The sequence below is a fragment of the Pseudarthrobacter defluvii genome, assembly GCF_030323865.1.
In the GTDB taxonomy this organism is placed as follows: Bacteria; Actinomycetota; Actinomycetes; order Actinomycetales; family Micrococcaceae; genus Arthrobacter; species Arthrobacter sedimenti.
The window spans coordinates 1,764,151-1,790,007 of record NZ_CP066362.1; the positions used below are offsets into that span (position 1 = coordinate 1,764,151).

At 67.1% G+C, this 25,857-nt stretch carries 24 protein-coding genes and 1 riboswitch; of the genes, 23 read left to right on the top strand and 1 reads right to left on the bottom strand.

Translation table 11 applies throughout. The features are described 5' to 3' along the window. The first annotated feature begins 94 nt into the window (after window positions 1–94). The 13 genes from JCQ34_RS08095 to hisF all read left to right on the top strand — a co-directional run bounded on the left by JCQ34_RS08095 (window position 95) and on the right by hisF (window position 11,252). The gene (locus JCQ34_RS08095) at window positions 95–955 is read left to right on the top strand and encodes a cytochrome (RefSeq protein ID WP_286403529.1); all 861 of its coding nucleotides are present in this window, start codon (window positions 95–97) and stop codon (window positions 953–955) included. A 74-nt stretch (window positions 956–1,029) separates the two neighbouring features. After that, window positions 1,030–1,632: a peptide deformylase gene (def, locus tag JCQ34_RS08100; RefSeq protein ID WP_286403531.1), complete on the top strand. Its 603-nt coding sequence runs from the start codon at window positions 1,030–1,032 to the stop codon at window positions 1,630–1,632. Further along, on the top strand, window positions 1,629–2,549 hold the full coding sequence (gene fmt, locus JCQ34_RS08105) for a methionyl-tRNA formyltransferase (protein WP_286403532.1): 921 nt from the start codon (window positions 1,629–1,631) through the stop codon (window positions 2,547–2,549). Before def ends, fmt begins: the two co-directional genes overlap by 4 nt. After that, the gene (locus JCQ34_RS08110; protein WP_286403534.1) at window positions 2,546–4,192 is read left to right on the top strand and encodes an RsmB/NOP family class I SAM-dependent RNA methyltransferase; all 1,647 of its coding nucleotides are present in this window, start codon (window positions 2,546–2,548) and stop codon (window positions 4,190–4,192) included. The genes fmt and JCQ34_RS08110 overlap by 4 nt, the downstream gene beginning before the upstream one ends. 68 nt (window positions 4,193–4,260) lie before the next feature. Then, window positions 4,261–4,938 carry a ribulose-phosphate 3-epimerase gene (rpe, locus tag JCQ34_RS08115; protein WP_286403536.1) on the top strand — a complete coding sequence of 226 codons (678 nt, stop codon included), beginning with the start codon at window positions 4,261–4,263 and terminating at the stop codon, window positions 4,936–4,938. A gap of 39 nt (window positions 4,939–4,977) precedes the next feature. Continuing rightward, a riboswitch (FMN riboswitch) is annotated at window positions 4,978–5,127 on the top strand. A gap of 186 nt (window positions 5,128–5,313) precedes the next feature. Further along, on the top strand, window positions 5,314–6,453 hold the full coding sequence (ribD, locus tag JCQ34_RS08120) for a bifunctional diaminohydroxyphosphoribosylaminopyrimidine deaminase/5-amino-6-(5-phosphoribosylamino)uracil reductase RibD (protein WP_286403538.1): 1,140 nt from the start codon (window positions 5,314–5,316) through the stop codon (window positions 6,451–6,453). After that, window positions 6,453–7,112: a riboflavin synthase gene (locus JCQ34_RS08125; RefSeq protein WP_286403539.1), complete on the top strand. Its 660-nt coding sequence runs from the start codon at window positions 6,453–6,455 to the stop codon at window positions 7,110–7,112. The genes ribD and JCQ34_RS08125 overlap by 1 nt, the downstream gene beginning before the upstream one ends. 26 nt (window positions 7,113–7,138) lie before the next feature. Further along, a complete protein-coding gene (gene ribB / locus JCQ34_RS08130; protein WP_286404378.1) occupies window positions 7,139–7,852 on the top strand; it encodes a 3,4-dihydroxy-2-butanone-4-phosphate synthase in 714 nt (237 codons plus the stop codon). Next, window positions 7,849–8,583 carry a GTP cyclohydrolase II gene (gene ribA, locus JCQ34_RS08135; protein WP_286403540.1) on the top strand — a complete coding sequence of 245 codons (735 nt, stop codon included), beginning with the start codon at window positions 7,849–7,851 and terminating at the stop codon, window positions 8,581–8,583. Before ribB ends, ribA begins: the two co-directional genes overlap by 4 nt. 32 nt (window positions 8,584–8,615) lie before the next feature. Continuing rightward, a complete protein-coding gene (gene ribH / locus JCQ34_RS08140; protein ID WP_018770776.1) occupies window positions 8,616–9,104 on the top strand; it encodes a 6,7-dimethyl-8-ribityllumazine synthase in 489 nt (162 codons plus the stop codon). 101 nt (window positions 9,105–9,205) lie between these two features. Continuing rightward, window positions 9,206–9,469: a phosphoribosyl-ATP diphosphatase gene (locus JCQ34_RS08145; RefSeq protein ID WP_009358176.1), complete on the top strand. Its 264-nt coding sequence runs from the start codon at window positions 9,206–9,208 to the stop codon at window positions 9,467–9,469. Window positions 9,470–9,558: 89 nt separating this feature from the next. Further along, on the top strand, window positions 9,559–10,419 hold the full coding sequence (gene hisG, locus JCQ34_RS08150) for an ATP phosphoribosyltransferase (protein WP_142134150.1): 861 nt from the start codon (window positions 9,559–9,561) through the stop codon (window positions 10,417–10,419). A gap of 56 nt (window positions 10,420–10,475) precedes the next feature. Further along, window positions 10,476–11,252, top strand: coding sequence for an imidazole glycerol phosphate synthase subunit HisF (gene hisF, locus JCQ34_RS08155; protein WP_286403544.1), 777 nt, complete (start codon window positions 10,476–10,478; stop codon window positions 11,250–11,252). 53 nt (window positions 11,253–11,305) lie between these two features. On the opposite strand, the gene JCQ34_RS08160 is transcribed toward hisF, so the two are convergent. Next, window positions 11,306–11,950: a TIGR03085 family metal-binding protein gene (locus JCQ34_RS08160; protein WP_141940969.1), complete on the bottom strand. Its 645-nt coding sequence runs from the start codon at window positions 11,948–11,950 to the stop codon at window positions 11,306–11,308. 112 nt (window positions 11,951–12,062) lie between these two features. Here JCQ34_RS08160 and hisI point away from each other — a divergent pair, with 112 nt between their 5' ends. From hisI to JCQ34_RS08210, 10 genes are all read left to right on the top strand, one after another. Continuing rightward, window positions 12,063–12,503: a phosphoribosyl-AMP cyclohydrolase gene (hisI, locus tag JCQ34_RS08165; protein WP_286403547.1), complete on the top strand. Its 441-nt coding sequence runs from the start codon at window positions 12,063–12,065 to the stop codon at window positions 12,501–12,503. Window positions 12,504–12,612: 109 nt separating this feature from the next. After that, window positions 12,613–14,175: an anthranilate synthase component I gene (locus JCQ34_RS08170; protein ID WP_286403550.1), complete on the top strand. Its 1,563-nt coding sequence runs from the start codon at window positions 12,613–12,615 to the stop codon at window positions 14,173–14,175. Then, the gene (locus JCQ34_RS08175; RefSeq protein WP_286403553.1) at window positions 14,175–14,864 is read left to right on the top strand and encodes a Trp biosynthesis-associated membrane protein; all 690 of its coding nucleotides are present in this window, start codon (window positions 14,175–14,177) and stop codon (window positions 14,862–14,864) included. Before JCQ34_RS08170 ends, JCQ34_RS08175 begins: the two co-directional genes overlap by 1 nt. 105 nt (window positions 14,865–14,969) lie before the next feature. Next, on the top strand, window positions 14,970–15,257 hold the full coding sequence (locus JCQ34_RS08180; RefSeq protein ID WP_286403556.1) for an HGxxPAAW family protein: 288 nt from the start codon (window positions 14,970–14,972) through the stop codon (window positions 15,255–15,257). Then, window positions 15,257–16,078 carry an indole-3-glycerol phosphate synthase TrpC gene (gene trpC / locus JCQ34_RS08185; RefSeq protein WP_286403559.1) on the top strand — a complete coding sequence of 274 codons (822 nt, stop codon included), beginning with the start codon at window positions 15,257–15,259 and terminating at the stop codon, window positions 16,076–16,078. The genes JCQ34_RS08180 and trpC overlap by 1 nt, the downstream gene beginning before the upstream one ends. A 118-nt stretch (window positions 16,079–16,196) precedes the next feature. Continuing rightward, a complete protein-coding gene (trpB, locus tag JCQ34_RS08190; RefSeq protein WP_286403563.1) occupies window positions 16,197–17,516 on the top strand; it encodes a tryptophan synthase subunit beta in 1,320 nt (439 codons plus the stop codon). Next, the gene (gene trpA / locus JCQ34_RS08195; RefSeq protein WP_286403566.1) at window positions 17,513–18,343 is read left to right on the top strand and encodes a tryptophan synthase subunit alpha; all 831 of its coding nucleotides are present in this window, start codon (window positions 17,513–17,515) and stop codon (window positions 18,341–18,343) included. The genes trpB and trpA overlap by 4 nt, the downstream gene beginning before the upstream one ends. A gap of 3 nt (window positions 18,344–18,346) precedes the next feature. After that, window positions 18,347–19,513, top strand: coding sequence for a prolipoprotein diacylglyceryl transferase (gene lgt / locus JCQ34_RS08200; RefSeq protein WP_286403569.1), 1,167 nt, complete (start codon window positions 18,347–18,349; stop codon window positions 19,511–19,513). 261 nt (window positions 19,514–19,774) lie between these two features. Then, complete coding sequence (gene gltB / locus JCQ34_RS08205) at window positions 19,775–24,388, top strand: glutamate synthase large subunit (RefSeq protein ID WP_286403571.1); 4,614 nt, start codon at window positions 19,775–19,777, stop codon at window positions 24,386–24,388. Beyond that, window positions 24,381–25,838 carry a glutamate synthase subunit beta gene (locus JCQ34_RS08210; RefSeq protein WP_286403574.1) on the top strand — a complete coding sequence of 486 codons (1,458 nt, stop codon included), beginning with the start codon at window positions 24,381–24,383 and terminating at the stop codon, window positions 25,836–25,838. Before gltB ends, JCQ34_RS08210 begins: the two co-directional genes overlap by 8 nt. Window positions 25,839–25,857 lie beyond the last annotated feature (19 nt).

A 25,857-nucleotide genomic window follows, 5' to 3' on the forward strand; every position in this document is an offset into this window, starting at 1 on the left:
CCGTTTCCGCTCATCAGCAGCGGAAACGGACCTTTTTCGTGTGCAGCTCCGGCCCCCGGAGCTTTTGTCGGCCCCCTGTGAAAGAGTCTTTTGTATGACTGATCCGCTTCTCGCCCACGCCACCGAATACGGCCGGATGTACGCACGGTCAACGTCTGAGCAGTTTGCCGTGCCTTCCATCACCACCGTGATCAGCCAGCAGCCGCATGGCCTCGACGGCTGGTTCGGTTACATGGGTGCCAGCAGCCTGGCCAATGATCCGCTGCTCTCGGACTGCCTGGGGAGCCCGGCCAAGATCAAGCAGGCCGTCAACCGCGCCGCCAAGGCTGCCGAAACCTACCGGGATGATGCGGCCAGGCGGGGGGACCGCGTCCACAACTACTGCGAGCAGGTGGCACTGCGCGCGCTTGGGCGCCCGCACACCATGAAGGAGGCCCGCGAAGCCCTGGCCGCCAACGGCGAGGAAGCTTTCGCGGTCCGCTTCGACGAGTGGTGGGAACTTTTCCGGGTGGAGCCCATCGCGCCTGAGATCACGGTGTGGAACGATTCCGTGGGCTACGCCGGAACCCTGGACCTTGTAGCGCGTATCAATGGACGCATCTGCCTGATCGACTACAAGACCAAGGGCACCACCCGGGACGGGCTGGTCAAGCCCCTGGACGACAAAGTGGTCATGCAGCTGGTGGCGGGGATGAAGGCGGAAGAGAGCCTGGTGGATGCGGAGGCGGGAACCTGGGAGCCCTGGAAGTATGGGGAGAACCCGGTCCTGCTGGCCGTTGCCATCGGCGAGACAGAGGTCCGGCCCGTCCGTGCCAACCCAGAGGTCCTCAAGCACCACTGGTGGAAGTTCTGCGCGCTGCGGCGGGTCTGGGAACTGAACGCTGACACCATCAGTGCCGGCACGGCGCTGCTGCCTATCGCACCGCCGCCGCTGGCCCAGGCCCGCACGGCCTAGCTCCGTGCAGGCACCACGACTGCACCTAAACTGGATAAGTTCCAATTGCCGCCAACCGTGAGGACAAACAGCGCATGGCTATTCTGAATATCCGCATCATCGGCGATCCTGTGCTCCGCACAGTCGCCGATCCTGTGACGGAATTCGGACCCGAGCTGGCCAAACTGGTCGCCGACATGACCGAGACCATGGAAGACGTGGACGGCGCCGGACTTGCCGCCCCGCAGGTCGGCGTCAGCAAGCGCGTTTTCACCTACCGCATTGACGGCGTCGAAGGGCACATCATCAATCCGGTCCTGGAGAACAGCGAGGACTACCAGCCGGACCACGTGGAAGGCTGCCTCTCCATTCCGGGGCTAGGGTTCCCGGTCCGCCGCTTCCGGTCCACGCGGGTCACCGGCGTGGACATGCATGGCACCCCGGTCTCCATCGAAGGGGAGGGCATGCTGGCACGCTGCTTCCAGCATGAGAACGACCACCTGGACGGGATCCTCTACACCGACCGGCTTGAGGGCGAGGACCGGAAGGCTGCGTTGCGGTCCATCCGCAACGCCAATTACGATGCCGTGACCGAGCGCACCACGGCCAAGCGCGCCAAGAGCGTGGGGTCGAGTTTCGGCGGGTCAAGCTTTGGCGGAAACACCACCCCCGGCTCCAGCTTCGGCGCAGCCGGGTGAGGGTCCTCTTTGCGGGGACCCCCGCCGTCGCTGTCCCATCCCTGGACGCACTGGTGAACGGCGGCTTCGAGGTCGTCGCCGTCCTTACCCGTCCCGATGCGCCGGTCGGCCGCAAACGCGTGCTGACGCCGTCGCCCGTTGCGCGGCGGGCTGCTGAACTGGGCATCGATGTCATTCACGCTGCCCGCGTGGACGCGGAGGCCATCGCCAAAATCTCCGCCGTGCAGCCGGACGTTGCCGCCATTGTCGCCTACGGCGGACTGGTTCCGCCCACAGCTTTGGACATCCCGCGGCACGGCTGGGTGAACCTGCATTTCTCCCTGCTGCCCGCCTGGCGCGGAGCAGCCCCCGTCCAGCGCTCTGTCATCGCGGGCGACGACGTCACCGGCGCTGTTACCTTCCAACTCGAGGAAGGCCTGGACACAGGCCCTGTCTTCGGCACCCTGACGGAAGCCGTGAAACCCCAGGACACCGCAGGTGACCTGCTGGAACGGCTGTCCCACAGCGGCGCCGTGCTGCTGGCACAGACACTGTCGGCCATCGACGCCGGAAAGGCCTTCCCCCAGCCGCAGGCCGGCGAGGTGTCGCTCGCGCCGAAGCTGACCCTGGAGGACGGCCACCTTAACTGGACCCATCCCGCGCTGGCCATCAGCAGGCAGGCACGCGGCGTTACCCCGGAGCCCGGAGCCTGGACCCTTCTCGACGGGCAACGGGTCAAACTTGAGCCTGTCCGGCTCCGGCCGGATGTCGCCGAACTGGCCCCGGGCGCGGTGGCGCTCCACGGGAAGGTTGTTTTGGTGGGAACGGGTTCTCATGCCGTGGAACTCACCCGGATCCAGCCCGCCGGGAAAAAGATGATGGCCGCAGCCGACTGGGCACGCGGCATGGCTTCTCTGGAAAGTGTGGTGTTCGAATGAGCAGCTCCGGCGGCAACACAGGCGGACAAGGCAGCACCGGAGGACGGGGCGGCGCCGGGCGGAACGGCCAGGGCAGCAGCGGGGCATCCGCCGGCGGCCGCGGCAAGGGCGGACCCAGGGACACCAGCAGGCGCAACGCCAAGGGACGTGAACGCAACCGCGGGCCGCAACGGAGCTTCACAGAGCAGGCTCCGTCGCAGCGGACCAGGCGCGCCGACCCCGCCCGCCTGGTGGCCTTCGAAGTACTCCGCGCGGTGGCAGAGGAGGACGCCTACGCCAACCTGGTGCTGCCCGCGCGGATCCGGCACCACCACCTGGACAAACGTGATGCGGGGTTTGCCACCGAGCTGAGCTACGGAGCCCTGCGCAGCCAAGGCACGTACGATGCCATCTTGGCACGGTGCGTCGACCGGCCCCTCTCCCAACTGGATCCAGCCGTCCTGGACGCCCTCCGCATCGGCGTGCACCAGCTGCTGGCCATGCGGGTCCCGGCACACGCAGCCTTGGACCAGACCGTGGGGCTGGCCCGCGCCGTCATCGGCGCCGGTCCTTCCGCCTTGATCAACGCGGTCCTCCGGAAGGTGTCCGCACGGACCCTTGAAGAGTGGCTGGACCTGCTGGTGGAGGGGGAAACCGACCAGACGAAGATTGCCGCGCTCCGGTTCGCCCACCCCGAATGGATCGTCCGGGCCATGCGCCAGTCGCTGGTGGCCCACGGCCGGCCCGCCACCGAAATCGATAGCCTGCTGGAAGCTGACAATGCCGCCCCGGTGGTCAACCTGGTGGCCCTTCCCGGGCTGGGCAGCCTGGACGAAGCCCTGGAAAGTGGTGCCGCCCCCGGCGAGTTGGTGGAAGGTTCGGCGCTCTCCAGCGGCGGTGACCTGGGCCGCCTCGCGTCCGTACGCGCCGGCACCACGCGGGTGCAGGACGTTGGTTCCCAGTTGGTGGCCAGGGCCCTTGCTGCCGTGGACCTCGGTGCGGCAGCAGGGGATGCAGGCGCGGACGGCGCGGCGCCGGTCAAAGCAACGGTTCCGTCCACTCCAGATGAGGCGTGGCTCGATCTCTGCGCCGGCCCCGGTGGAAAAGCTGCGCTCCTTGGTGCCCTGGCGCGCCAGCGCGGTGCCACGCTGCTTGCGAATGAACCCGCGCCGCATAGGGCAAAGCTCGTCAGCCAGGCCCTGTCCGCCGTTCCGCACGACAGCTGGCAGGTCCGCACCGGTGACGGCCGGGAAGTGGGGACCGAGCAGCCGGGGCGGTACACCCGTGTTTTGGTGGACGTACCCTGCACCGGCCTGGGAGCCCTGCGCCGCAGGCCGGAGTCCCGGTGGCGGCGCTCGCCCAAGGACATCACGGACCTCGGCCCGCTGCAGCGTGAACTGCTGGCCTCGGCCCTGGCGGCGGTCCGTCCCGGGGGAGTGGTGGCCTACGTGACCTGTTCGCCGCATCCGGCCGAGACCACCGCGGTTGTGGCGGACGTGCTGCGCAAGCGCGATGACCTGGAACTCCTCGACGCCGGGGCCGCCCTTGACGCCGTCAGCCTGACCGGCAAGCTCAACGCCGGGCACGACATGACGGCCCAGCTCTGGCCGCACATCCACCACACCGACGCCATGTTCCTGGCCCTGATCAAGAAGAAGGCCTGAACAAAGCGCTCCTGACCGGAAAAGCGCTTGTTTCCTAAGACACCGCACCTTCAGCGAAAGGCACACCCTTGACGCAATGCTGCATCAACCCGAGCATCCTCTCCGCCGACTTCGTCAACCTTGAAGCCGAACTGCAGCGGATCAGCAATGCCGACGCCGTACACGTGGACGTCATGGACAACCACTTCGTTCCCAACCTGACCATCGGGCTGCCCGTCGTACAGCGCATCCAGGCCGTCAGCCCGGTTCCGCTCGACGCCCATCTCATGATTGCCGATGCCGACCGCTGGGCACCGGGATTCGCGGACGCCGGCCTGGCCTCCGTCACGTTTCATGCCGAGGCGTCCATTGCCCCCATCAAGCTGGCAAGGGAACTGCGCAGCAGGGGATCCAAAGCGGGAATGGCCCTTCGCCCCGCAACTCCAGTGGAGCCGTACCTGGACATGTTGACGGAGCTGGACATGCTGCTCATCATGACGGTGGAACCGGGCTTCGGCGGCCAGGCCTTCCTGGACATCACCCTGCCGAAGATCCGCAGGGCCCGTGCGGCCGTGGACGGCTCCGGAGCGGATGTTGCCATCCAGGTGGACGGCGGCATCACCGAGGAAACCATTGAGCGCGCCGCTGAGGCCGGCGCTAATGTCTTCGTGGCAGGCTCCGCCGTATACGGCGCCGAGGATCCCGCCGCCGCCATCGACCTGCTGCGCACCAGAGGTGCCCGCACATTACGTGCGGCGACGGAATAACCGGGAGCCCCTGCCGGTTGTGGCACAATAACAACACACATACGTGCTCCGGGGTCGGTGTAAGTCCGAACCGGCGGTGACAGTCCGCGACCCGCGAGTCGGTGTCCTCTCCCCGAGGATCCCGGCGGACGGTTGAACCGGTGGAATTCCGGTACCGACAGTTAAAGTCTGGATGAGAGAAGCACGTACAGCTGTATCTGTGCAGCCCTTGCGCTGCGCAGCGTTCTGCTGTCGTATCCCCGGAGCCATCGCGGTTCGACAGGGAAGGAACGACACACGAATGAACCCCAAGCGATGGCTCTTTAACGCCGAAACTCCTGCCGCTTCGATGGCAGGCCCACATTCCGGATCCATGCAGCCAGCAACGGCCGCCGCATGACGGGCGCCGTGGAACTGCAGCCTGGAGCCGGGGTGGTCACGGCCTTCACTGCAGAAGAAACCGGGGCCATGGAACATGCCCTCCAAGCAGCCTTGGAGGGACCCCGCGGCGCAAATCCCCTGGTGGGTGCCGTCGTCGTCGGTCCTGACGGACGGGAACTCGTCACGGGTTACCACCGCGGAGCCGGCACGGCGCATGCCGAAGCCGACGCCATTGCCCGGGCTGCCGCCGTCGGCCTGGATCTCTCCGGCTGCACCATGGTGGTCACCTTGGAGCCTTGCAACCACGTGGGCCGCACCGGTCCGTGCACGGAGGCGATCATCGGCGCCGGGATCACTGACGTGGTGTACGCGGTCGACGACCCCCATGACCCCGCCGCCGGTGGTGCCGCAACCCTGCGCGCGGCCGGTGTCCGGGTGCGGAGTGGCCTTGGCGCAGACGAAGCGCTGGACCTTAACCGCCAGTGGTTTGAAGCGGTGGCAGCCAAGCGCCCCTTCGTTACCCTCCACATCGCCCAGACGCTGGACGCCCGGATCGCCGCGGAAGATGGCACCAGCCAATGGATCTCCAGCCCCGAATCGCTGGCGGACAACCACGGGATCCGCAGCCGCATCGACGCAATCCTGGTGGGCACCCAGACCGTACTGGTGGACAACCCCCGGCTGACCGCCCGGGACACCGAGGGCAACCCGGCGGCAAAGCAGCCAGTCCGGGCCGTCATGGGGCTCCGCGGGATTCCGGAGGACGCCGCCATCCACGGCGACGACGGCCTTGCCGTGCACCTTCCCACGCGGGACCCGCGGGAGGCGCTGTCCATGCTGTACGACGCCGGCACCCGGCACGTGATGGTGGAGGGCGGCTCCAGCATCCTCAGCTCTTTCCTCGCGGCGGGCCTGGTGGATGAACTCATCGTGTACCTGGCGCCCACCCTGCTGGGATCCGGCACCCCCTCGTTGAATGGACTGGGCATCACCAGCCTTCCCGACGCCCAGCAGTGGGAATGGGACCCGTCCGATGGCGGTGCGGTCCGCATGCTGGGCCGGGACCTTCGACTGCACCTCAGACCCCAGCGCAAAGTTGCACTCGACCACCAACCAACCCGCGCCACCGCGGAGCAAGCCCAGGGAGGCTACTGATGTTCACCGGAATTATTGCCGAGCAGGGGCAGGTGCTGTCCGTTGAGCGTGACGGCGACACCAGCGCCACCCTCCGCCTGCATGCGCCCGGCTCCACCGAGGGCCTGGCACTGGGCGGCTCCATCGCCGTCAACGGAGTCTGCCTCACCGCCACCGAAATCGATGGCAAGGACTTCAGCGTGGACGTTATGGGCGAGACTCTGGTCCGCAGCACCATCGGCGAGCTTGCCGCTGGGGACACCGTTAATCTGGAGCGCTGCGTTCCCGCCGGCGGCCGCCTGGACGGGCACGTGGTGCAGGGACATGTGGACGGCGTGGGCGTCCTGCTGGAACGCGAACCCCAGGGAAACTGGGAGCGCCTGCGCTTTGGCGTGCCCGCCAACCTGGCCCGCTACATTGCCGAAAAGGGCTCCATCGCGATCGACGGCGTCTCCCTTACGGTGACGGCAGTCAGCCCGGCAGCCGAGCAGGAGCCGTGGTTCGAAGTGGGCCTGATTCCCACCACCCTGGCCGAAACCGGGCTGGGCACCAAGACCACCGGCAGCCGGGTGAACCTGGAAGTGGATGTGCTGGCCAAATACACCGAACGCCTGCTTGCCTTCAGCGGCACGGGTGCGGCAGCCGGGACCGAAGCAGCCATCACGGGAGGTGCACGGTGAACGCCGCAGTACACCTGGAATCCAACATTGCCGCCGGACCCGCGTCCGCCGCAGCACCGGCCGCACCGGCCAGGGGACTGGACTCCATCGAAGACGCCGTACGCGCCATGGCTGCCGGCCGGCCCGTGCTGGTTGTCGACAACGAGGACCGGGAGAACGAAGGCGACATCATCTTCGCCGCCCAGCACGCCACCCCGGCCCTGATGGGCTGGACCATCCGGTACAGCTCCGGCGTCATCTGCGTGCCGCTAACCGGAGACCGGGCAGACGCCCTGGCCCTGCCTCCCATGACGGCCGTCAACGAGGACGCGAAGGGCACCGCCTACACCGTCTCCTGCGACGCCGCCACCGGTGTCAGCACCGGCATCTCTGCAACGGACCGCGCCCTGACCGCCCGCATCCTCGCGGACCCATACGCCGTTCCTGCCTCCGTGACCCGTCCGGGGCATATTTTCCCGCTCCGGGCAGTTGACGGAGGTGTGCGGGAACGCCAGGGCCATACGGAGGCCGCAGTGGACCTGTGCCGCCTGGCTGGACTGGAGCCTGTCGGGGTAATCGCGGAAGTGGTGTATGACGACGGTGAAATGATGCGCCTGGACGGGCTCCGTTCGTTCGCAGCTGAACATGGGTGCCCCCTCATCTCCATCGAGGACCTGGTGGCGTATCTTGAAGCCGGGGCCGGGGGAGCCCCGCAAGAGGATGCCCGGGCGGTCCCGGGCGAAGAGAAGGAGAAGCCATGACGGCAGCGGCAGCCAGCGACGACAGCCAGCAGGACGGCCACCGGAAGCCCCACGCGGTGTCCGGTGAAGCGCCCCATCCCGTCAGCGGAGGGCCCATCGTCCAACTCCCCACCGCCTTTGGCGACTTCGTTGCGCAGGCATGGACGGACCTCGTGACCGGCGTTGAGCACCTGGCTGTCAGTTCCCCCAATCCTCCCACCGACGGAAAAGCTCCCCTGGTGCGCCTGCACTCCGAGTGCCTGACAGGCGATGTCTTCGGTTCCTACCGCTGCGACTGCGGTGAACAGCTTGCCTTCGCACTGGAACTGATCCGGGACAACGGCGGCACCTTGCTCTACCTGCGGGGCCAGGAAGGCCGCGGCATCGGCCTGGCCAACAAGATCAAGGCCTACGCGCTGCAGGAAGCGGGCTTCGACACTGTTGAAGCCAATGAGCAGCTGGGCCTGCCCGTTGATGCACGGTGCTACAAGGCCGCAGCCCAGATCCTCGCGGAAATGGGCCTGCACGAGGTGCGGCTGTTGAGCAATAACCCGGACAAGCAGAACAGGCTGGCCAAGGCCGGGGTGAAGGTCGTGGAAATGGTGCCCACCGAGGTACCTTCCCGCGAACAGAACATCCGGTACCTGCGCACCAAGAAGGACCGCATGGAACACCGGCTGCTGCTGGACACGCAGGTGGCTCCCGTTTCCGTGCCGGCCCCCGAAACCCCCTACGACCACGAACAAGACTGACGTCTCCAAGAACGAACGGAACAGAAGAACCCATGAGCGGACACGGCGCCCCCGACATCGACCTGAGCACCCTCAACCCGGCCGAGACCTCACAGCTGAAGCTTGCGATCATCGCAGCCAGCTGGCACACCCAAATCATGGACGGGCTCCTGGACGGCGCGCTCCGGGCGGCCAAGGACGCCGGCATCGCCGAGCCCACCGTCCTGCGGGTTCCCGGCAGCTTTGAGCTCCCGGTGGCTGCCGCGCGGCTGGCACCGCACTTTGACGCCGTGGTTGCCCTCGGCGTCGTCATCCGCGGCGGAACCCCGCATTTCGACTACGTTTGCCAGGCCGCGACGTCGGGCCTCACCGACGTCAGCGTCTCCACCGGAGTGCCGGTGGGCTTTGGCGTGCTCACCTGCGACAACGAGCAGCAGGGCCTGGACCGCGCGGGCCTGCCCGGCTCCAAGGAAGACAAGGGCCACGAAGCCGTGACGGCAGCGCTGGCCACCGCCGTCGTCCTCAAGCAGTACCGCAGCTAAACGCTCCAGCCGACGGGCGCGGTGTGTGTTCTGCCACATCGCGCCCGTCATGCAAGGGCCCGGGAAGCGCCCGCGCGGCCGCAGCAAGTAGGCTGGAGGGCGTGAAGAATTTCGAGACGCTGTTCGCTGAGCTCAGCGAGAAGGCAGCCACCCGCCCGGAAGGCTCCCGCACCGTCGCTGAATTGGAGTCCGGTGTTCACGGCATCGGCAAAAAAGTCGTTGAGGAAGCAGCCGAGGTATGGATGGCTGCCGAATATGAATCCGATGAAGCCGCGGCCGAGGAAATTTCCCAGCTGCTGTACCACCTGCAGGTTCTGATGCTCGCCAAAGGCCTGACCCTGGAAGACGTCTACAAGCATCTGTAGCCACCGGTCCGGCGCGATCTTTCCGCCGGTTCCTGCCGTGGCTTGCACTGCTTGAACACCTAGACAAATCAATCCAGAAAGAATTTCCCATGCTGCGAGTAGCCGTCCCCAATAAGGGCTCCCTGTCCGAAGCCGCCTCCGCCATGCTTTCCGAAGCCGGATACCGCCAGCGGCGCGACAGCCGCGAGTTGGTCATGGTGGACCCCGACAACGACATTGAGTTCTTCTTCCTCCGCCCCCGTGACATCGCCGTGTACGTGGGCCAGGGAACGCTCGACGTTGGCATCACCGGCCGCGACCTGCTGCTGGACGCCGAGGTGGAAGCCGAAGAGCTGCTTCCGCTGGGATTCGCGGCCTCCACCTTCCGCTTCGCCGGGCCGGTGGGCGACTTCAGCTCCGCCGCCGAGCTTGAAGGCAAGCGCCTGGCCACCAGCTACGACGGCCTGTTGCGCAACTACCTTGCCGAACGCGGCATCAACGCCAAGGTGGTCCGCCTCGATGGCGCCGTTGAGTCTTCCGTCCGGCTCGGCGTCGCTGACGCCATCGCCGACGTCGTGGAAACCGGCAACACCCTCAAGGCCGCCGGGATGGAAATCTTCGGCGACCCCATCCTCAAGTCCGAGGCGGTCCTTATCCGGCGCACCGGCAACGGGGGCGCCGCCAACGGCACGGCCAAGGAGATCGAAGTCCTGATCCGCCGCCTCCAGGGTGTCCTGGTGGCGCGCCAGTACGTGCTGATGGATTACGACATCCGCAAGGAACTCGTGGAGAAGGCCGCCAGCCTTACGCCCGGCCTCGAATCGCCCACCGTTTCCCCGTTGCGCGACTCCGACTGGGTGGCTGTCCGGTCCATGGTTCCCAAGAAGGAAACCAACCGGATCATGGACGAACTCTACGACCTCGGTGCCCGCGCCATCCTGGTCAGCAGCATCCACGCCTGCCGCATCTGATCAGCGTCTGATTAGCGGCGACCCCCAACAGCCTCGCAAAACATCCAGGAGTTCCCATGGCAGTAGCAGTACGGGTCATTCCCTGCCTCGACGTCGACGCCGGGCGCGTGGTCAAGGGCGTCAACTTTGAGGGCCTCCGCGACGCCGGCGACCCCGTTGAGCTCGCCCACCGCTATGACAATGCCGGTGCCGACGAACTGACGTTCCTTGACGTCACCGCCTCCTCCGGCAACCGCGAGACCACCTTCGACGTGGTCCGCCGCACTGCCGAGGAGGTCTTCATCCCGCTCACGGTCGGCGGCGGCGTCCGCGGCGTGGCTGAGGTGGACAAGCTCCTGCGCTACGGCGCCGACAAGGCCTCCATCAACACCGCGGCCGTGGCCCGGCCCGACGTCATCGACGAAATCACCCGGCATTTCGGTTCCCAGGTGCTCGTCCTGTCCGTGGACGCCCGGCGCGCCCGACCCGGATCCCGGCCCACGCCGTCGGGATTCGAAGTGACCACCCACGGCGGGCGCACCGGCACCGGGATCGACGCGATCGAATGGGCCAGGGAAGCAGCGGACCGCGGGGTGGGAGAGATCCTGCTGAACTCCATCGACGCCGACGGCACCAAGGACGGCTTCGACCTCGAGCTGATTAAGCTGGTCCGGGCCGCCGTCAAGGTTCCCATCATCGCCTCCGGCGGGGCGGGGGAACCTGCCCACTTCCCGCCCGCTGTGGCAGCCGGGGCCGACGCCGTCCTGGCCGCCTCCATCTTCCACTGGGGCCCGGACAACATGATGCACCAGGTCAAGGACGCCATCCGCGAAGCCGGCTTCGAAGTCCGGTAATAGCAGCCGCAGAAAAACAAGGCCGGGTCACGGAGAGTGACCCGGCCTTGTCTTTAAAGTCCTACTTCGGCGGATTGGAGGAGGGCGACGGCGTCCGGCTGGCCTTCGAAGGTGACCAGGGCGTGGCGGGTGCGGCCGTGGGCGTGCATCAGCAGTTCGCCCGGCTCGCCGACAATGGCCACGGAAACAGGAGCGCGCTTGGCGACGTGGCGCGGACCGGACGGGCGGACCAGCACAATGCCAAGGTCCACGCCGCGGTACAGGATGGCGGCGCGCTTCACGAGTTCGTCCCACAGCGCATCGGAGTAGGCCTCATCGAGTGCCCTGGGGGCCCACCGGTCCACGGCGCGCCGGACGTCCTCGGTGTGTACGAAGTACTCGATCAGGTTGGCGCTCTCGTCCAGCGCCTTGATGCTCATCGGAGAGAGCGCAGGCGGCCCCGCGCGGAAGGTGTTCACCAGCCGGGCGTAGTCCTCGTTACTGGTGAGCTTGGCAGCCAACTTGGCGGTTGCCTGGTCCGACGCTTTGGCAAGCCGCTTGATGACCAGGCCCAGCCCGACGGCGGCCTTCCGCTCGCGCAGGTACAGGTGCGCGGCAAGGTCCCTGGTGCGCCAGCCCTTGCACAGCGTGGGCGCATCAGGGCCGGCCGCAAGCAGGGTTTCGGCCAGGACTTCTCGGGACGGTTCGACGAAATGCATCACTTGTGAAACTAGCACGAGAGCTGTGGAGTTGGGCAGCACTGCAGCGGCCGGTGGCGTGCCGTTGTTCACAACAGGAGAGCGGGTGCGCGAAGGCACTAGACTTGACCCGATGTCTGAGCAGCCAACCCCCGTCCAAACCGCAGGATCCGGCGTGTCCCACGTGCCGTCGTCGTCCGTTGAAGCTCCGCCGGCCAGCCCCCTTCCGGAAGAGCTTGCCGCGGCACTGAAGCGCGACGCCGCAGGCCTGGTGGCAGCTGTGGTGCAGCAGTACGACACCAACGAAGTCCTGATGCTCGGCTGGATGGATGATGAAGCCCTGCACCGCACCATGACCACCGGCCGGGTGACGTTCTACTCCCGCTCACGCCAGGAGTACTGGCGCAAGGGCGATACCTCCGGGCACGTCCAGTGGGTCAAATCCCTGGCCATGGACTGCGACGGCGACGCACTGCTGGTGCGCGTCGACCAGGTGGGCGCCGCCTGCCATACGGGCACCCGCACCTGCTTCGACGGCAGGGAACTGGCCGTGGTGGAAGGCCACGCGGGCTAGGTAGAACCGCTGCCCCGGCCGGCGCCTTCAACGCTGCGGCCACCCAGCAAGCACACCCAAGGAGCCGGCACGGCCGGCCCTTTCGAAGAACAGGCGGACAAGCATAGCCATGCAGGACCTTGGAACCATCAGCCCAAGCCTTGAGGAATTCCGGGAACTCGCCGGCCACAGCCGCGTCATCCCCGTCAGGCTCAAGGTCCTTGCCGACGCCGAAACCCCCATCGGCCTGTACCGGAAGCTGGCGCAGGGCCAGCCCGGCACTTTTCTTATGGAATCGGCGGCGGTGGGCGGCGCCTGGTCCCGCTACTCCTTCATCGGCGCCAGGTCCCGCGCAACGCTGACCACGAAAGATGGCCAGGCGCACTGGCTCGGCGAGCCCCCTGCCGGTGTGCCCGTCAGCGGGAGCCCCGTGGACGCCATCCGTGACACCATCGACGCCCTGCGCACCGACCGCTTCGAAGGACTGCCGCCCTTCACCTCCGGCCTGGTGGGCTTCCTTGGCTGGGAGACCGTCCGGCACTGGGAACGGCTGGTCAGCCCGCCCGAGGATGACCTGCAGCTGCCGGAAATGGCCCTGAACCTGGTCACCGACATGGCTGTGCATGACAATGTGGACGGCACGGTGCTGTTGATCGCCAACGCCATCAACTTCGACAACAGCTCCGAGCGGGTCGACGAGGCCTGGCACGACGCCGTGGCCCGGGTCAAGGAACTCCTGGCCAAGATCAGCGCGCCCGTGGTGCAGCCGGTCTCCGTGCTGGAGCCTGCGGCCCTGGACTTTGCCTCCAGCGTGCAGGAACGCTGGGATGAAGCCGAATACCTCGCAGCGCTGGACCGCGGCAAGGAAGCCATCGTGGACGGCGAGGTTTTCCAGGTGGTCATCTCGCGCCGGTTCGAGATGGAATGCAACGCGTCCGCACTGGACGTGTACCGCGTGCTGCGCAACACCAACCCCAGCCCGTACATGTACATCTTCAGCCTGGCCGACGCCGAGGGCCGGGAGTACTCCATCGTCGGGTCCTCCCCGGAAGCCTTGGTCACGGTGACCGGCGAGGAAGTCATCACCCACCCCATCGCCGGCTCCCGCCCCCGCGGGAAGACCGTGGAAGCTGACAAGGCCCTGGCCGAGGAACTCCTGGCCGACCAGAAGGAACGCGCCGAGCACCTGATGCTGGTGGACCTCTCCCGCAACGACCTCTCCAAGGTCTGCGTGGCGGGAACGGTGGACGTCACCCAGTTCATGGAAGTGGAGCGTTTCAGCCACATCATGCACCTGGTATCCACCGTGGTGGGCCAGCTCTCCCCGCAGGCCAAGGCGTACGACGTCCTGAAGGCCACGTTCCCCGCCGGTACCCTCTCCGGAGCGCCCAAGCCGCGTGCCCTGCGGCTCCTCGACGAGCTGGAACCGCACCGCCGCGGCATCTACGGCGGTGTGGTGGGCTACCTGGACTTCGCCGGTGACATGGACATGGCCATCGCCATCCGGTCCGCCCTGATCCGGGAAGGGCGCGCCTACGTCCAGGCCGGCGGCGGCATCGTGGCGGACTCAGTGAACCCCACCGAGGCCCTGGAAACCGTCAACAAGGCCGCCGCGCCGCTGCGCGCCGTTCACACGGCCGGCTCCCTGCACAACATCTCCGCGGAATCCCTTCCCGGCGGGGCGGATTCCTGATGTCCGGCTCCGGAGTCGCCCCCGGCCACCCAGGCAACGCAGATAAGCCGGGCAAGCCAGGCCAGGCAGGGAAAGCGGCCAAGTCCCCGAAGCCCCGGGCCGTGCCTGTGTGGGCGCGCAAGTCCAACGTGGTGCTGCTGATCACCCTCCTGGCACTTGCCGCGTTTGGAACCACCACGCAGACCTGGATGACCGCCACGCTCGACCCCAACCAGGTGGGCCAGGCGGCAGCAACCCAGAACGCGATCCAGGTGCAGGGCAGCAAGGCCGCCACCACCGTGACGGCCCTGGCCCTGGTTGCCCTGGCCGGCGGCCTCGCAGCGGCCATCGCCGGCAGGATCGCCCGCTGGGTCATCACCGCGATCATCCTTCTTGCTTCAGCCGGGGTGGTGACCGCCGCGGCCATGGTCCTGGCTGATCCGCTCGCGGCGGCGCAGGGAACCATCGCGGGGGCCACCGGTGTTTCCGGCAGCCAGGCGCACATTGAGGTCACCGCCTTCCCCGTGCTCGCCGTCGTCGCCGGCTGCCTGCTGGCCCTGGCGGCCCTGTTGATCCTGCCCGTGTCGCATTACTGGAAGACGCGCACCAAATACGACGCCCCGGGCACTGCCGGGGGGGCTGCACCGGCCGGCCCCGTGGACGAGATCGACAGCTGGGACCGGCTTTCCCGGGGCGAGGACCCCACCTAGGGCCGGGGCCGCCGGCACCGGACCGGGCGTTGAAGCCCGGCGGTACGCGGACGGCAGCCAAAAAATGGCAGAATGTAAGCAGTATCCATCCTGAGGAGATTTTCCATGAGCAAAGCACCTGCGTCCGTTTCCAAGTCAGGCACCCGCACGGTTGCCCCCGGCGCCATTGACCACAGCCAGGAACTGGGCCACGGCAACAGCCCGGCCGCCTGGACCTGCGTCATCGTCATGCTCGTAGGCGCCCTCATCGCAGCCATCGCCTTCGTCATTGCCAGCACCCCCATCTTCATCGGCGGCGCCGTTGTCATGGTGATCGGCCTGATCCTCGGGTACATCATGCGCAAGGCAGGTTACGGCGTCGAAGGCAGCAAGCTGAAGAACTCCGGCCACTGATGGCGACTGTTCTCGACGACATCAACGCCGGTGTCAGGGAGGATATGGAGGCCAGGAAGCGGCTTGTTTCCCTGGCTGAGCTGAAGGACCTGGCCCAGGCCGCGGCACCTGCCCGCGACGCCTGGGCGGCGCTCGGCGGCACCTCCCCAACCCGGGAACAGCTGAAGGTCATTGCCGAAATCAAGCGCCGCAGCCCCTCCAAGGGCGATCTCGCCAGCATTGTGGATCCGGCGTCGCTCGCCAGGCAGTACGCCGACGGCGGTGCCTCCGTCATCAGCGTGCTCACCGAGCAGCGCCGCTTCAACGGGTCGCTGGCCGACCTCGACGCCGTGCGGGCCGCCGTCGACACCCCCTTGCTGCGCAAGGACTTCACGCTCGACGAGTACCAGATCTGGGAAGCCCGCGCCCACGGTGCCGACCTCATCCTCCTGATCGTGGCGGCCCTTTCGGACGCCCAGCTCTCCGCATTCAGCGCCCTCAGCCACGAACTTGGCATGAACGTGCTGGTGGAGACGCACACGGAAGAAGAGATCGAGCGTGCCGTCGCGGCCAAGGCGCGCATCATCGGCGTCAACGTACGCAACCTGAAGACGCTCGACGTCGACCGTTCAGTTTTTGCCTCACTGGCGGGGAAGATCCCTGCTGAGGCCGTCGTGGTCGCCGAATCCGGCGTCCGTGACGCTGACGACGTCACGCATTACGCCGCCAGCGGGGCCAACGCGATACTGGTGGGCGAGGCGCTGGTAAGCCACGCCACCCCGCGCGAACGAATCGCTGAATTCACTGCCGCGGGTGCCGCCGCCATCGCTGCCCGGGACTGATGCACTTACGCGTACCTGATCCTGTGGGGCCGCCAGCCGGCCCCGCAGGGTCGCACTCCGGTTCCACGCCGGACCATAAAGAACTTTTTGACCGCTAACTTCGAAGAGGACAGGACTGATGGCTCAAGCACCCTCAGGAAACGCTGACAACAACACCGCGGAAGCATTCCTGCAGGGCGGATCCCTCCGCCACGCCCCGGGGCCGTACTTCGGCAACTACGGCGGGCGATGGATGCCCGAGTCCCTCATCGCCGCCCTCGACGAACTTGAAGAGACCTTCAACAAGGCCAAGGACGATCCTGAGTTCGTGGCCCAGATCGCGGACCTGAACAAGAACTACTCCGGCCGTCCGTCCCTGCTGACGGAAGCCAAGCGGTTTTCCCAGCACGCCGGGGGAGTGCGGGTGTTCCTCAAGCGCGAGGACCTGAACCACACCGGGTCGCACAAGATCAACAATGTCCTGGGCCAGGCCCTGCTCGCCAAGCGCATGGGCAAGACCCGCATCATCGCCGAAACCGGCGCTGGCCAGCACGGCGTGGCCAGCGCCACCGCTGCAGCCCTGATGGGCCTGGAATGCGTGGTGTACATGGGCGCGGAGGATTGTCGCCGCCAGGCGCTGAACGTCGCCCGGATGGAACTGCTGGGCGCCAAGGTCATCCCCGTCACCAGCGGATCGCAGACCCTCAAGGACGCCATCAACGACGCCCTCCGCGACTGGGTGGCCAACGTTTCCACCACCCACTACCTGCTGGGCACCGCCGCGGGCGCCCACCCGTTCCCCGCCATGGTCCGGTACTTCCACGAGGTGATTGGCGACGAAGCCCGCGCCCAGATCCTTGAACAGGAGGGACGCCTCCCGGACGCCGTGTGCGCCTGCATCGGTGGCGGGTCCAACGCCATCGGCATCTTCCACGGTTTCCTGGACGATCCTTCCGTGAAGATCTACGGCTTCGAGGCCGGCGGCGACGGCGTCGATACCGGCCGGCACGCGGCCACCATCACGCTGGGCAAGCCCGGCGTGCTGCACGGCGCACGCTCCTACCTGATGCAGGACGACGACGGGCAGACCATCGAGTCGCACTCAATTTCCGCCGGCCTGGACTACCCGGGCGTCGGCCCGGAGCACTCCTACCTGGCCGACATTGGCCGGGTCAGCTACGAGCCCATCACCGACAGCGAAGCCATGGAAGCCTTCCGCCTCCTCTGCCGCACCGAAGGCATCATCCCGGCCATCGAGTCCTCGCACGCGCTGGCAGGGGCCATCAAGGTGGGCCAGCGGCTCGCCGCCGAAGACCCGGCCTCCGCCGGCGACAAGATCGTGATCGTCAACCTGTCCGGACGCGGCGACAAGGACGTGGCCACCGCCGCCGAATGGTTTGACCTGTTGGACAAGAATTCCGCCGAATCCGAAATCGGCAAAGAGGGGGAGCAGCTGTGAGCAGCGCAGACATCGCCAGCCAGGCAGGGACCACCAGCAAGTCGGCAGCGGCCATTAACAGGGCACGGGCCCAGGGCCGCGCCGCCCTCATCGCCTACCTGCCCGCCGGCTACCCCAGCGTCGAGGAATCCATCGCCGCCGGCATCGCCGCGGCCCGAAACGGCGCCGACCTGATCGAAATCGGCATCCCGTATTCGGACCCCGTCATGGACGGCCAGGTCATCCAGGCCGCCACCACCGAGGCGCTTGCCAAGGGCTTCCACGTGAGCCAGGTGTTCGACGTGGTTGCCGGCATCACCAGCCAGACGGAGGCCGCCGTCCTGGTCATGACCTACTGGAATCCCGTAGTCCGCATGGGCGTGGACGAGTTCTCGCGCCGGCTGGCCGAGGCAGGGGGAGCGGGACTCATCACTCCCGACCTCATTCCCGATGAGGCCGCCGAATGGATGGAAGCCTCGGACAAGTACGGCCTGGACCGGGTCTTCCTCGTGGCGCCGTCCTCCACCCCGGAGCGCATGCAGCGCACTGTGGATGCGAGCCGCGGCTTCGTCTACGCAGTCTCCATCATGGGCGTCACCGGCGCCCGTAACTCGGTAAGCAGCGCCGCCAAGGATGTTGTCTCCGCAGCACATGGCGCCGGCGCGCAACGCGTCTGCGTGGGCCTGGGCGTGTCCAACGCCGACCAGGTACGTGAGATTGCCGCCTACGCAGAAGGCGTCATCGTGGGCACCGCCCTGGTGAAGACCCTTGGCGACGGCGGCGTGGACGCAGTGGCCACCCTCACCAAGGACCTCAGCACCGGCCTTGCCCGGGAAAGCGGGGCCTAAGGCATGCAGGCACTCCTTCAGGCAGCCGCCGTGGCTCCCGCGCTCGTTCCGGCGAGCATCCCCAGCCCGGACTGGTCCGGCTTCGACATCCCCCTGCCGTGGGGCAGCCTGCGGATCCACGCCTATGCGCTGTGCATCCTGGCCGGAATCGTCGTCGGCCTGTGGCTGACATCCGTGCGGTGGGCCAAGCGCGGCGCCCCTGAAGGCAGTGTCTGGGACATCGTTATCTGGGCCATCCCCTTTGGCATCATCGGCGGCCGGCTGTACCACGTTGTGTCATCGCCGGACGCCTACTTCGGTCCCGGCTTTGACGGCACCGGGGATCTCTCCCTCATCCCGCAAATCCAGCGCGGTGGGCTGGGAATCTGGGGCGCCGTCGTCCTCGGGGCCGTCGGCGCCTGGATCGGATGCCGGCGCAGCGGGGTCAAGCTGAGCGCCTTCGTTGACGCCGCGGCACCCGGCCTGCTCCTGGCCCAGGCCATCGGCCGGTGGGGCAACTACTTCAACCAGGAACTTTTCGGTGGACCCACCACCTTGCCGTGGGGCCTGCAGATCGATCCCAACAACCCCAACTTTCCTGCAGGCATGCCCGCAGACACCCTGTTCCACCCCACCTTCCTCTACGAGTCCCTGTGGAACCTGGCCGGCGTCCTGATCCTGCTCGCACTGGACCGGCGCTTCCACTTCCGCCGCAGCCGGCTCTTCTGGCTGTACGCCATGTACTACACCCTGGGCCGGGTCTGGATCGAAGCGATGCGGATCGATGACGCAGAGCAGATCAGCATCCTCGGAATCACCACACGGCTCAACGTGTGGACAAGCATCTTCGTCTTCCTCGCGGCACTGATCGCCTTCATCCTCCTGGGTCTCAAGGGCCGCCCGGATCCGGACACCGTGTACCTCCCGGGCCACCAGTCGGAGAAGCCGGCGGAAGCCGTCACGGACTCCGGTGCCAGTCATGAAGTCCGTGATACGGACCGCAGTGTCTCAGATAGTGATTCGCGTGGTAATCTCCCTGATAACCACAGCGGTTCCAGGCATGCTTCCGACCCCACGGAAGACGCCGCGGCGGCACCGGAAGGCCCAGAGCCCGGAACGGATGCCACTGCTGCCGGACACTCCGGCAGCACAGCCACCGGACCCGCATCGGAGGCAGGCACCGTTAAGTAGGGCGCCCGCCAGGCAGGGCAGCAGAGCCACCGCTCGAAGGGCCCGAACAACCACAATGTCGTGGCATGGGGCAGTCCGGAAAGTCAGAAATGGCACCCGGTGCTGCCCTGGGCAGGGGCCTGCGTAACCTTTAGTTCCGCAGGCGGCGCTGACCTACAATTTCCAGTAATCAACACTTTGTTGTGCCCACCGCAGCGGCGCCGACGAGTGGGGCCAACGGTGTCCCTTCCATACGCACGATCAGGAGGAAGGACGTCTCCCATGACCCAAACTCTTAACACTCCCAGCTGGTCCGAACCGGATCAGCCTGAGACTGCACTGTCGCCGTTCAAGCGCTTCGCAGCCATGCCGGAGGCTGCCGGGCTGTACAACCCGGAGCAGGAGAAGGACGCCTGCGGACTCGCCATCATCGCGACGCTGCGTGGCGAGCCCGGATACGACATCGTCGACGCCGCGCTGACCGCGCTGCGCAACCTTGAGCACCGCGGCGCCGTGGGCGCCGACGAAGGTACCGGCGACGGCGCAGGCCTGCTCCTGCAGATTCCGGACGAGTTCTTCCGGGCCGTCACCGAGTTCGAGCTGCCGGCTCCGGGACAGTACGTCGCCGGCACGGCCTTTCTGCCTGCCGAGCAGCGGGAAGCCAACGCCGCCAAGGCTGGCATCGAGGGCCTGGCCGCCGACGAAGGCCTGAAGGTCCTCGGCTGGCGCGAAGTGCCCGTGGTCGCCGACCTGGTGGGCGCCATGGCCCGCGCCTGCATGCCGTATTTCTCCCAGCCCTTCCTGGCATCGGCCAACGGCGAGGAACTGGACCGCAACGAACTGGACTCCCGCGCCTGGCGCATCCGCAAGCGCGCCCAGAACAAGTTCGGCGTCTACTTCCCGTCGCTGTCCTCCCGCACGATCGTCTACAAGGGCATGCTCACCACCGCCCAGCTGGAGCCGTTCTACCCAGACCTCTCCGACAAACGGTTCAAGACCAAGCTCGCGATCGTGCACTCGCGCTTCTCCACCAACACCTTCCCGTCCTGGCCGCTGGCGCAGCCGTTCCGGACCATCGCCCACAACGGTGAAATCAACACCGTCAAGGGCAACCGGAACTGGATGCGCGCGCGCCAGTCCCAGCTGGCCAACCCGCTGCTGGGTGACTCGCCGGAAGAGCTGTACCCCATCTGCACCCCCGGTGCCTCCGACTCCGCGTCCTTCGACGAGGTAGCGGAGCTGCTCTGGCTCTCCGGCCGCCCCATCACGCACTCGATCATGATGATGATCCCCGAGGCCTGGGAAAACCACGCCACCATGGATCCGGCCCGCCGTGCCTTCTACGAGTACCACTCCCTCCTGATGGAACCCTGGGATGGCCCCGCTGCGGTCTCCTTCACCGACGGCAACCTGGTCGGCGCCACCCTGGACCGCAATGGCCTGCGCCCGGGCCGCTTCTGGATCACCGAGGACGGCCTGATCGTCTTCGCCTCCGAGGTGGGCGTGATCGACGTCGAACCCTCCAAGGTGGTCAAGAAGGGCCGCGTGTCCCCGGGCAAGATGTTCCTGGTGGACACCGAGGCCGGACGCATCATCGACGACGAAGAGGTCAAGGCCGAGGTCGCCGCCGCCAACCCGTGGGCTGAGTGGGTCAAGGACAACCTGATCGACCTTAACGACCTGCCCGAGCGTGAGCACGTGGTGCACACGGCCGCATCCGTGAACATCCGCCAGCGCACCTTCGGCTACACCACCGAGGAACTCAAGATCCTGCTGGGCCCCATGGCCCGAACCGGCGCCGAGCCGCTGGGCGCCATGGGCTCCGACACTCCCGTCGCCGTGCTGTCCAAGCGCCCGCGCCTGCTGTTCGACTACTTCGTGCAGTCCTTCGCGCAGGTGACCAACCCGCCGCTGGATGCCATCCGCGAAGAACTGGTCACCTCGCTCACCTGCGCCATCGGACCCAACGGCAACCTGCTGGACACCAAGCAGGTCCGCCAGGCCCAGGTCCAGCTGCCGTTCCCGGTAATCAACAACGACCAGCTGGCCAAGATCGCCAACATTGAGGACGCCGACGGCAACCGCGTGGCCATGAAGGTCCGCGGCCTTTACCGGCCCGAAGGCGGCGAAAACGCACTGCGTGCACGGCTCACCGAAATCTGCGAGCAGGTTTCCGGCGCCATCAACCGGGGTGTGCAGTACATCGTGCTGTCCGACCGTGACTCCAACGCCCAGTGGGCCCCCATCCCGTCGCTGCTGCTGGTCAGTGCCGTGCACCACCACCTGCTGCGCAGTGCCAACCGCACCAAGACTGCCCTGGTGGTTGAGGCCGGCGACGTCCGCGAAACGCACCACGTTGCCGTGCTCATTGGCTACGGCGCGTCCGCCGTCAACCCGTACCTGGCCATGGAATCCGTGGAGCAGCTCATCGCCGCCGGCGACGTCACCGGGGTGACCCCGCAGGACGGCGTCTACAACCTGATCAAGGGCCTGGGCAAGGGCGTCCTGAAGATCATGTCCAAGATGGGCATCTCCACCGTTGCCTCCTACACCGGCGCCCAGACCTTCGAGGCACTGGGCCTGGGCCAGGAACTGGTGGACGAGTTCTTCGCCGGAACGCATTCCCAGCTGGGCGGCGTTGGCCTGGACGTCATCGCGGCCGAGGTTTCCGCACGCCACCAGATGGCCTACCCGGATGGCGGCATCGAGCAGCCGCACCGCCCCCTGCTGGGCGGCGGCGAGTACCAGTGGCGCCGCGACGGTGAACCCCACCTGTTCAACCCGGAGACAGTCTTCCGGCTTCAGCACGCCACCCGTGAGCGCCGCTACGACATCTTCAAGGCCTACACCAAGGGCGTGGACGACCAGTCCACCAACCTGATGACCCTCCGCGGCCTCCTGAAGTTCAAGAACAACCGCCCCTCGGTTCCCCTCGAGGAAGTGGAGCCGGTCTCCAGCATCGTCAAGCGGTTCTCCACCGGCGCGATGAGCTACGGCTCCATCTCGCAGGAGGCCCACGAGACGCTGGCCATCGCCATGAACCAGCTGGGCGGCAAGTCCAACACCGGTGAAGGTGGCGAGGACGTTGAGCGCCTGCTGGATCCGAAGCGCCGCTCCGCGGTCAAGCAGATCGCGTCCGGCCGTTTCGGCGTGACCAGCCTCTACCTGACCAACGCCGACGACATCCAGATCAAGATGGCGCAGGGTGCCAAGCCCGGTGAAGGCGGCCAGCTGATGGCGCAGAAGGTCTACCCCTGGGTGGCCCGCACGCGGCACTCGACTCCCGGCGTCGGACTTATCTCCCCGCCCCCGCACCACGACATCTACTCCATCGAGGACCTCGCGCAGCTGATCTACGATGCCAAGCGCGCCAACCCCTCGGCCCGGGTGCACGTGAAGCTTGTCTCGGAAGTCGGGATCGGCACCGTGGCGTCCGGCGTGACCAAGGCGAAGGCCGACGTCGTCCTTGTCTCCGGACACGACGGCGGCACCGGCGCCTCGCCGCTGAACTCGCTCAAGCACGCGGGTGTTCCCTGGGAGCTCGGCCTCGCCGAGACCCAGCAGACGCTGATGCTCAACGGCCTGCGCGACCGCGTGGTGGTGCAGGTGGACGGCCAGCTCAAGACCGGCCGCGACGTCGTCATCGCCGCGCTGCTGGGCGGCGAGGAGTTCGGCTTCGCCACCGCGCCGCTGGTGGTGGAAGGCTGCATCATGATGCGCGTCTGCCACCTGGACACCTGCCCCGTGGGTGTTGCCACCCAGAACCCGGAGCTGCGGGCCCGCTTCAGCGGCAAGCCGGAGTTCGTGGTCAACTTCTTCGAGTTCCTGGCCGAGGAAGTCCGCGAGATCCTTGCCGAGCTCGGCTTCCGCAGCCTCGAAGAGGCCATCGGCCACGCCGAGGTGCTGGACACCCGGGAAGCCATCAACCACTGGAAGGCCGACGGGCTGGACCTGGACCCGATCCTGCACGGCCTGGAGTTCGACGACGACGCGCCGCTGCGCAACATGACCGGCCAGAACCACGAGCTGGACAAGCACTTCGACCAGCGCCTGATCACCATGGCCACCGAAGCGCTGACGGACCGCAGCGCGGTGAAGATCACCGTGGACGTCATCAACACTGACCGTTCGGTGGGCACCATGCTGGGCCACGTCGTGACCAAGACCTTCGGTACCGATGTCCTGGCCACGGACACCATCGACGTCACGCTGAACGGCACCGCGGGCCAGTCCCTGGGCGCCTTCCTGCCGGCAGGCATCACCCTGCGGCTGTTCGGTGACTCGAACGACTACGTGGGCAAGGGCCTGTCCGGCGGCCGGATCATCGTCCGCCCGGACCGCACCAACGTGTTCAAGGCGGAGACCAACGTGATCGCCGGCAACGTGATCGGCTATGGCGCCACCAGCGGTGAGCTGTTCCTGCGTGGCCAGGTGGGCGAACGCTTCCTGGTGCGCAACTCCGGTGCCACCGCCGTGGTCGAAGGCATTGGCGATCACGGCTGCGAATACATGACCGGCGGCCAGACGCTGATCATCGGACGCACCGGCCGCAACTTCGGCGCCGGCATGTCCGGCGGAACCGCGTACGTCCTGGACTTGCGGACCACGCGCGTCAACAAGCAGGCACTGGAATCCGGTGAGCTGCAGCTGCGCGAGCTGGACGCCGAGGACCGCGACATTGTCCACGGCCTGCTGGTCAAGCACGTGGAAGAAACTGACTCCCAGCTGGCGGCGCGCCTCCTCGAGAACTTCGATGACACCGCTGCCCGCATCACCAAGGTGCTGCCGCGCGACTACGCGGCCGTGCTGCAAACCCGCCTCGACGCCATCGAAGAGGGCCTCGACCCCGACGGCGAAGAAGTATGGTCTCGAATCCTGGAGGTTACCGGTGGCTGATCCACGCGGATTTCTGAAAGTACGCCAGCGTGAAACCCAGCCGCGCCGTCCCGTCCCCGTCCGCATCATGGACTGGAAAGAGGTCTACGAGGCCCAGGAAAAGGGCACGCTGAAGGCCCAGGCCGGGCGCTGCATGGACTGCGGCATCCCGTTCTGCCACCAGGGCTGCCCCCTCGGGAACCTGATTCCTGAGTGGAACGACCTCATGTGGCGGGACAAGGGCGAGGAAGCAATCGAGCGCCTGCACGCCACGAACAACTTCCCCGAGTTCACCGGCCGGCTTTGCCCGGCGCCCTGCGAGGCGTCCTGCGTGCTGGGGATCAACCAGCCCGCGGTGACCATCAAGCAGGTGGAAGTCTCGATCATTGACGAGGCCTGGGACAACGGCTGGGTTAGCCCGCTGCCGCCCACGCGCCTCACCGGCAAGACGGTTGCCGTGGTCGGTTCTGGTCCCGCCGGACTTGCCGTGGCCCAGCAGCTGACCCGCGTTGGCCACACCGTTGCCGTCTACGAGCGGGATGACAAGATCGGCGGCCTGCTGCGCTACGGCATCCCCGACTTCAAGATGGAAAAGGAGCAGGTGGACCGCCGCGTCGAACAGATGAAGGCCGAAGGCACCCGCTTCCGGACCGGCGTCTCGGTGGGCACGGACGTCACTTGGGAGCAGCTGCGCCGCCGTTACGACGCCGTCGTGGTGTGCACGGGTGCCACCGTTCCGCGCGACCTGCCCATCCCGGGCCGCGGCCTGGACGGCGTCCACTTCGCCATGGACTACCTGGTGCCCGCCAACCGCGCGGTGGCCGGGGAAACCATCGAGAACCAGATCAACGCCCACGGCAAGCACGTGGTGATCCTGGGCGGTGGCGATACCGGTGCCGACTGCCTGGGCACGGCGCACCGGCATGGCGCCGCGTCGGTGACCACCCTGGCCATCGGCAAGCAGCCGCCGTCGGAGCGTGCCAGCCACCAGCCGTGGCCGACATTCCCCACCCTCTTCGAAATGGCCAGCGCGCACGAGGAAGGCGGCGAACGCACCTACCTCGCCTCCACCGTCGAGTTCGTTGGCGAGAACGGCAAGCTGACCGGCGTGAAGGTGGCCGAGACCGAGTTCGTCGACGGCAAGCGCCTCCCCAAGGCCGGCACCGAGCGGATCATCCCCGCGGACCTGGTGTTCCTGTCGCTGGGCTTCACCGGCGCCGAACCTGCCGGAATCACCGAGCAGGTCAGCGCTGAGTTCGACGGCCGCGGCAATGTGGCACGCGACGGCTACTACATGACCAACACCGAAGGTGTGTTCGTTGCCGGTGACGCCGGCCGCGGGCAGTCCCTGATCGTGTGGGCCATCGCCGAGGGCCGCGCCGCCGCGGCCGCGGTGGACAAGTACCTGATGGGAAGCACCATCCTTCCCGCGCCGGTCGCGCCGACTGACCGCGCCATCGCCGTCCTCTAGCGGTGCACCAAGGGTTCAC

What these genes read in the sequence shown, in the direction of transcription:
- trpC (WP_286403559.1), top strand. Translation starts at nt 15,257, where the DNA reads ATGGCGACTGTTCTCGACGACATCAACGCCGGTGTCAGGGAGGATATG.
- trpB (WP_286403563.1), top strand. Translation starts at nt 16,197, where the DNA reads ATGGCTCAAGCACCCTCAGGAAACGCTGACAACAACACCGCGGAAGCA.
- def (WP_286403531.1), top strand. Translation starts at nt 1,030, where the DNA reads ATGGCTATTCTGAATATCCGCATCATCGGCGATCCTGTGCTCCGCACA.
- JCQ34_RS08180 (WP_286403556.1), top strand. Translation starts at nt 14,970, where the DNA reads ATGAGCAAAGCACCTGCGTCCGTTTCCAAGTCAGGCACCCGCACGGTT.
- ribD (WP_286403538.1), top strand. Translation starts at nt 5,314, where the DNA reads ATGACGGGCGCCGTGGAACTGCAGCCTGGAGCCGGGGTGGTCACGGCC.
- ribH (WP_018770776.1), top strand. Translation starts at nt 8,616, where the DNA reads ATGAGCGGACACGGCGCCCCCGACATCGACCTGAGCACCCTCAACCCG.
- JCQ34_RS08095 (WP_286403529.1), top strand. Translation starts at nt 95, where the DNA reads ATGACTGATCCGCTTCTCGCCCACGCCACCGAATACGGCCGGATGTAC.
- hisI (WP_286403547.1), top strand. Translation starts at nt 12,063, where the DNA reads ATGTCTGAGCAGCCAACCCCCGTCCAAACCGCAGGATCCGGCGTGTCC.
- JCQ34_RS08110 (WP_286403534.1), top strand. Translation starts at nt 2,546, where the DNA reads ATGAGCAGCTCCGGCGGCAACACAGGCGGACAAGGCAGCACCGGAGGA.
- JCQ34_RS08170 (WP_286403550.1), top strand. Translation starts at nt 12,613, where the DNA reads ATGCAGGACCTTGGAACCATCAGCCCAAGCCTTGAGGAATTCCGGGAA.
- hisF (WP_286403544.1), top strand. Translation starts at nt 10,476, where the DNA reads ATGGCAGTAGCAGTACGGGTCATTCCCTGCCTCGACGTCGACGCCGGG.
- ribA (WP_286403540.1), top strand. Translation starts at nt 7,849, where the DNA reads ATGACGGCAGCGGCAGCCAGCGACGACAGCCAGCAGGACGGCCACCGG.
- lgt (WP_286403569.1), top strand. Translation starts at nt 18,347, where the DNA reads ATGCAGGCACTCCTTCAGGCAGCCGCCGTGGCTCCCGCGCTCGTTCCG.
- JCQ34_RS08160 (WP_141940969.1), bottom strand. Translation starts at nt 11,950, where the DNA reads ATGCATTTCGTCGAACCGTCCCGAGAAGTCCTGGCCGAAACCCTGCTT.
- hisG (WP_142134150.1), top strand. Translation starts at nt 9,559, where the DNA reads ATGCTGCGAGTAGCCGTCCCCAATAAGGGCTCCCTGTCCGAAGCCGCC.
- JCQ34_RS08125 (WP_286403539.1), top strand. Translation starts at nt 6,453, where the DNA reads ATGTTCACCGGAATTATTGCCGAGCAGGGGCAGGTGCTGTCCGTTGAG.
- JCQ34_RS08175 (WP_286403553.1), top strand. Translation starts at nt 14,175, where the DNA reads ATGTCCGGCTCCGGAGTCGCCCCCGGCCACCCAGGCAACGCAGATAAG.
- gltB (WP_286403571.1), top strand. Translation starts at nt 19,775, where the DNA reads ATGACCCAAACTCTTAACACTCCCAGCTGGTCCGAACCGGATCAGCCT.